Here is a 6,461-nt window from a genome sequence, read left to right on the forward strand (position 1 = left end):
GCAGATGGTGGAGACCAGCCAGCAGCGCCTGGTTGTCCCGGACGATGCCCTGCCGTACCTCTCGGCCGGTGTGCTCGACCGGGGTCTGTTCGACATCAACTACCTGGTCGCGAACGGCTACGCCGACGACGCGACCTCCCAGCTGCCTGTCATCACCCAGTTGTCCACCGCGGTACCGACCGCGAAGCTACGAGCCCAGGCGGAGGCAGTACCGGGCCTGAAGCCAACCATGCAGCTCAACAGCGTGCACGCGACCGCTGCCGACGTACCGAAGAGCCAAGCGGGTACGTTCTGGGCGTCGATCGCCCAGACCGGGCGGCGGGCGTTCAGCCGGAGCATCGCGCACGTCTGGCTCGACCGGAAGCTGCACGCCACACTGGACCAGAGCGTACCGATGATCGGCGCGCCGCAGGCCTGGGCCGCCGGGTACGACGGGCAGGGCGTCAAGGTCGCGATCCTGGACACCGGCCTGGACGCGCACCACCCGGACCTGCAGGGCAAGGCCGTCGAGTCGAAGAACTTCACCGCCGACCCGGACACGTCCGACGGCTATGGCCACGGCACCCACGTGGCCTCGATCATCACCGGCTCCGGCGCGGCCTCCGGCGGGAAGTACAAGGGTGTCGCCCCCGGCGTCCAGCTGGTGATCGGGAAGGTGCTCAGCAACAAGGGCATCGGGCAGGACTCCGACATCATCGCCGGGATGGAGTGGGCCGCGGCGCAGGGCGCCAAGGTGATCAACATGAGCCTCGGCGGTGAGCCGACCGTCGACGAGGCGGACGACATCGGTGCGCTCGCGGTCGACCGGATCACCGCCACCACCGGCGCGCTGTTCGTGGTCGCGGCCGGCAACAACGGCACGACCTCGAGCGTCAGCACGCCCGGCGTCGCGGCGTCGGCGCTGACGGTCGCCGCCGTCGACAAGAGCGACCAGCTCGCGTACTACTCCAGCCGCGGACCCCTGCCGTACCCGGACCGGGCCAGCAAGCCCGACATCGCCGGACCGGGTTCGGCCATCGTCGCGGCGCGCGCTGCCGGCACCAGCCTCGGTAGTCCGGTCGACGCGAACTACACCTCGCTCTCCGGTACGTCGATGGCGACACCGCACGTCGCCGGAGCCGCCGCGATCCTCGCGCAGGAGCACCCGGACTGGCAGGCCGCCCAGCTCAAGGCCGCGCTGATGAGTACGAGCAAGGACGACGGGCGCACGGTGTTCGAGCAAGGCGCCGGGCGGGTGGACGTGGCCCGCGCGGTGTCACAGCAGGTGTTCGGTGTGACCGGTGGCGTCGACTTCGGGCGGATCGTCGACTCCGAGCAAGGCGACGTCGTACGGCCGATCAGCTACCGCAACGACGGAAACACTGACGTCACGTTGAACCTCAGCACTTCACTGCACGCGGCCAGTGTGCCGGCGCAGGTCGTCGTACCGGCGCACTCGACCGCCAGCGTCGACGTGACCGTCCACACGAGTCAGCTGCAGACCGGGTACTCGTCCGGTGCGGTGGTGGCGACCGCGGGCGGCGTACAGGTGCGAACGGCACTGGCACTGAACCGGGCACGGCTCGGTTACCAGGTGAAGGTGCACGTGAACTTCAGTGCGCCGACGTTCTTCGGCGGAGTGATCAGCGCGATCAACCTGGACGACCACACCGCCAAGCTGGTGCTGGAGCAGCACGCGCAGATCGCGCCGGACAAGCTGAGCGGCACCTTCACCCTCGACCTGGAGCCCGGGCGCTGGGCGATCTTCGTGACCCACGACCGCGAGCTGCCCAGTGAGCGGCTCGAGAACGTGATGTTCGTCGAGCCTGAGCTGTCCGTGCAGGGGCCGGTGTCGCTGACGTTCGACGACAAGGACGCCGTGCCGTACCGGGTCGTGACGGACACGCACACGCAGAGCATCGGCGGCGGCGTCGTCGCCTACCGGACGACCGCCGACGGCACCGATTCGCTCACTTACACGTTCCCGTTCAGCAAGTACCGCGACGGTGACTTCTACGTCGCACCGACGAAGAAGGTGACGGTCGGGGCGTTCTCGCTGAAGTTCAGCGCGACGCGCGCGGTGCCGCCCGTGCACCTGGCGGTGGACTCGGCCAACGGCCGCGGGCTGACGATCGACCCCAACTACTGGTACGCCCAGCCTCCCGCGGAGCGGTTCGACGGGCGGTACCGAAAGCTGCCGCTGATCGACGTCGGCTGGTCGCTGGAGCCGGACGAGCTCGCCAATGTGCGCGGCAAGCTCGTGCTGATGTCGTTCACCTGGGGCCACGGCGGCTGGGAGTGCTCGCTGCACGACGACGACCTCGCCGCGTTGAAGGCGGCCGGTGCGGTCGGCGTACTGCAGGAGTCCGGCAGTTGCGAGCCGTACCCGGTGCCGATTCCGTGGGGCTCACCCGTGGTGATACCGGTGGCCGGGATCGACGCGGACGAGGGTGCGCAGTTGCGGGCTGTGCTCGCCCACGGACCGGTGACGGTGTCGCTGACCGGTACGCCGAACTCGCCGATCGTGTACCACGTGTCGCAGCTGTCGTCCGGGCGCTTCCCGGACTCGGCGACCTTCCAGGTGCACGACCGCGACATGGCCCGGGTCCGGACCAGCTACACGCCGGAGTGGCAGCCTTCGCCGTACGGCGGCGGTCAGGAGCTCGTCGGCAGCCGGTTCGACGCGGCCGACGAGGCGCACACCTTCTTCACCTGGCCGAACGTCCTCGACGCGTACCCGCAGACCCGCGAGGAGCTGTACGGGCCGGTCGGGCCGAAGGTGCAGTGGATTCGCGCCGTCGGGATGGACACCCACCTGATCTCGATGGAGGACCGGCGTACGACGTTGCACCAGGGCCGGAACCCGGACGAGCGGTGGCTGGCCGCGCCGCGGAGCATGGGGCCGTCGGACGTACCGCCGGCCGTGACGAACGTGGGCCACATGGGCTTCTGTTTCGCGTGCCGCGACGGCGACCGGCTGGTCGTCGTACCGGAGTACGCGAACCCGGACCCGCTGGTGAACGCGACCATGCTCGTCAACGGCGCACAGGCCAAGCTGTACCGCGACGGCCAGGAGATCCCGGGGACGACGTACATCGGGAGTTTCCCGTCTTTCACGCTCCCGCCGGAGCAGGGGCGCTACCGGCTCGTACTGGACTCGGACCTGAGCACCGGTCCGCAGAAGGCGCTCAAGGTGTACAAGTACGGCGCGAAGCAGCACACCGAGTGGACCTTCGGCTCGGCGCACTCCAGTACGTCGAACATGGGCAACACGACCTGCGTCCAGGGGTACGTCGAACCCGAGGTCAAGGCGACCTGTGCGCCGCAGCAGCTGCTGTACCTCAGGTACTCCGCTCCGACCGACGCCAACAACGCAGTACGGCACGGTGTGGTCCCGCTGCAGATCAAGCCGTACTACGAGCGCACGGCCACGGCGGGTAGTACGCCGGCGTTCAAATCGGTGAAGGTGACCGCCAGCTACGACGGTGGCAAGACGTGGCAGGCAGTAATAGGTGCGAACCTGCGTACGTCGTACCAGGCGTTGCTCGTGCCACCGCGTGGGACCGCGACCGTGTCGGTGCACGTCGAGGCGGTCGACCTGAACGGGAACACCGTCCTGCAGACGATCGACTCACTGCTCGGCGTTCGCTGAGACGATCCGCCGCCCGTGGGCGGTCAGGTTGTTCAACGTTATACATTCGTGGGCGATGAACAACGAGACCAGCCGCGGGCGGCGGCTGCTGGTGCTGGCGATCTGTTGTTCCAGTCTGTTCATCGTGGGGCTGGACTCGACGATCGTGAACCTGGCACTGCCGGCCATCCGGTCCGAGTTCGGCGCGTCGGTGGCGAAACTGCAGTGGACGATCGACGCGTACACGCTGGTGCTCGCCAGCCTGCTGATGGTCTCCGGCTCGACCGCGGACCGGGTCGGCCGGCGGCGGACGTTCCAGGCCGGGTTGGTGCTGTTCGGGATCGGGTCGCTGCTCTGCGGGGTGGCGCCGACGATCGACCTGCTGATCCTGTTCCGGGTGCTGCAGGCGGTCGGCGGGTCGATGCTGAACCCGGTGGCGATGTCGATCATCACCAACACCTTCACCGACCCGCGGGAACGCGCCCAGGCGATCGGGGTCTGGGGCGGCGTGGTCGGGCTGAGCATGGCGGTCGGCCCGGTGGTCGGCGGCACCCTCGTGGACGCGGTCGGGTGGCGGTTCATCTTCTGGATCAACGTGCCGGTGGCGGTGGCCGCCGTACTGATGACCGCGTTCTTCGTGCCGGAGTCGCGGGCCGCCGTACCGCGGCGGATCGACCCGGTCGGGCAGGTGCTCGTCGTACTGCTGCTCGGCGGGCTGACGTACGGGATCATCGAAGGCCGGTCGGCCGGGTGGGGGTCGCCGCTGATCATCGGGTGCTTCGTCGTGTGCGTGGCGGCGCTGGTGATGCTCGTGTACTACGAGAGCCGCCGGGACGAGCCGCTGCTGGATCCACGGTTCTTCCGGAGCGCGCCGTTCTCCGGCGCCACCTTGATCGCGGTGTGCGGGTTCTCGGCGCTGTCGGGGTTCTTGTTCCTCAACTCGCTGTACTTGCAGTCAGTGCGTGGTTTCACCGCACTACACGCCGGTCTGCTGACGTTGCCGATGGCTGCGATGACCGTGGTGTTCGCACCGATCTCCGGGTGGCTGGTGGGTCACCGTGGCCCACGCATACCGCTGGTGGTCGCAGGAACCATGCTGACCGTCTCCGGGCTGATCCTGTCCCAACTGAACACAACCACCGCCACACTGCACCTGCTTGTGGCCTACCTGGTCTTCGGGCTCGGCTTCGGGATGCTCAACGCACCTATCACCAACGCAGCCGTCTCCGGCATGCCCCGTGCCCAGGCCGGCGTCGCAGCAGCGATCGCTTCGACCAGCCGCCAGGTAGGCGCGTCGCTGGGTGTCGCCGTCGCCGGCACGGTCCTGACGGCCCGCTTGGTCGGGCCCTTCGAGAAGGGCTTCGTCAGCGCCGCCCAACTCTGCTGGTTCCTCATCGCGGGCTGCGGCGTGCTGGTCCTCGTCCTCGGCATCATCACCACCACCCGCTGGGCTCGCCGTACGGCACTCGTCAAAGACCCCGGTACAGCTCCGACCACGTGACATGACAGACGTGGCCAAGCTCCAGTACAGCTGCTAGTGCTGCAGCAGTGGTTGGGCCTCGGCGTAGCTGTGCTGCCAGAGGGTGGCGATGCCCTTCTTGTTGAAACTGCGTCGCACCCGGCGTTGGCCGATGACAAACAGGATCAGCAGCAGCAGCCAGAGCAGGAACGGCACCCCGGCTCCGCCGAACACGGACAGGAACGCGATCGGCAGAACGAGCCCGATCAGATACAGCACGAAGATGATCTGGAGCGGCTGCGAGAGCATGATCCTGAAGACCTGCTGGTCGTTCACGTTCTGCTGGTTGGTGGAGTGGTTCAGCACCGCGAACGTGAAGACCTTGCGGCCCTTCACAGCGGTCCAGAAGCTCACCACCTGCCCGGGCCACGCGCTGACGTTGAAGTTGACGACTTCGACGTTGGCCTGCCGGCTGTCCGCCAGTTGCAGCGCAAGCCGGTCGTACACGTCCGTCCTGGTCGTCGAAGTCCCAAGATCGCCCGGATAGGTGCTGTACTCGGTGGCCGTTGTCGTCTGGGTGTGCCGCTGCGAAGCCAGCACCCTCCCGGTGACGTGCATCAGCTGCCACCCCCAGTACTTCCCAGTGAACCTGGTGGCGCCGGCGTTCACGCGGAGTGGAAGCCAGACCAGCACGATGTAACCGATCAGCGGCAGCGAGATGACCAGCGCGAGGAATGTGAACGCGATGACCTTGACCGAAGCACTCGTGTCTGAAGACGACGGATCCATCTCTGTACTCCCCCCAACGTGGCGAGACCGCCACGCGTGTATCCCCTTGAGCTCAGTATCGCCCTATCGGGCCAGGTGACAAGCTCTGGTCACCGTGCGGTGATGCCGGCGCGGGTGAGGGCCTTCAGACGGCCTTTGAGGATCTTCTGGCGGCGTTCTTCTTCGGGGAACAGGTCCAGGTAGGCAGAGGCCTTGGCGGCGAGGAGGTCGTCGTCGAGGCGGCGTACGGTGCCGGCCGGGGCGCGGTGGGTCATGGCTGCCTGGACGGCTTCGCTGTCGATGCCTCTGAGCAGGTCGGTGAGCTGCTGTTCGGTCGTGACACCCAGGCGGTGCAGGATGCCGAGGATCCAGGCGTAGTGCGTGGTCTTGGCGTGCGGCGCGTCCGGGTAGCGGCGGTTCAGGTACGTCGTCAGCGTCGCGGTCGTGAGGTCCAGCGGGGCCTTGTCCGACGCCGTCGCGGCCAGCTCGCGGTACAGCCGGTCGATCTCGGTGAACTCGTTGTCGGCCAGCTCCATCAACGCCGCCGCCAGCAGGAACCTCCGGTCGAACTCGGGCTTGCGGTCCGGCGGGATGTCCAGCTTGTACCGGATGTCGTGCTCGAAC

General features: G+C 67.7%; 3 protein-coding genes and 1 pseudogene. 2 read left to right on the forward strand and 2 right to left on the reverse strand.

Annotated features, from left to right (window positions below; genetic code table 11):
• Positions 1–3,631, forward strand: a 3,631-nt coding sequence (locus VFF46_RS26910) for a S8 family peptidase (protein ID WP_325040011.1), incomplete at its 5' end; no start/stop codon positions are given.
• Between the two features lie 55 nt (positions 3,632–3,686).
• Complete coding sequence (locus VFF46_RS26915; RefSeq protein WP_325040012.1) at positions 3,687–5,111, forward strand: DHA2 family efflux MFS transporter permease subunit; 1,425 nt, start codon at positions 3,687–3,689, stop codon at positions 5,109–5,111.
• Between the two features lie 33 nt (positions 5,112–5,144).
• Here the strand turns inward: VFF46_RS26915 and VFF46_RS26920 are convergent, their stop codons facing one another.
• Both VFF46_RS26920 and VFF46_RS26925 read right to left on the reverse strand, forming a co-directional pair.
• The gene (locus VFF46_RS26920) at positions 5,145–5,858 is read right to left on the reverse strand and encodes a hypothetical protein (protein WP_325040013.1); all 714 of its coding nucleotides are present in this window, start codon (positions 5,856–5,858) and stop codon (positions 5,145–5,147) included.
• Positions 5,859–5,947: 89 nt separating this feature from the next.
• A pseudogene (locus VFF46_RS26925) lies at positions 5,948–6,461 on the reverse strand ((p)ppGpp synthetase); the annotation flags it as partial.

It is taken from the genome of Kribbella sp., from assembly GCF_035655035.1.
GTDB lineage: Bacteria > Actinomycetota > Actinomycetes > Propionibacteriales > Kribbellaceae > Kribbella.

Bases quoted from the DNA above. Each gene is read 5' to 3' on its own strand.
- VFF46_RS26915 (WP_325040012.1), top strand. From the start codon at position 3,687: ATGAACAACGAGACCAGCCGCGGGCGGCGGCTGCTGGTGCTGGCGATC.
- VFF46_RS26920 (WP_325040013.1), bottom strand. From the start codon at position 5,858: ATGGATCCGTCGTCTTCAGACACGAGTGCTTCGGTCAAGGTCATCGCG.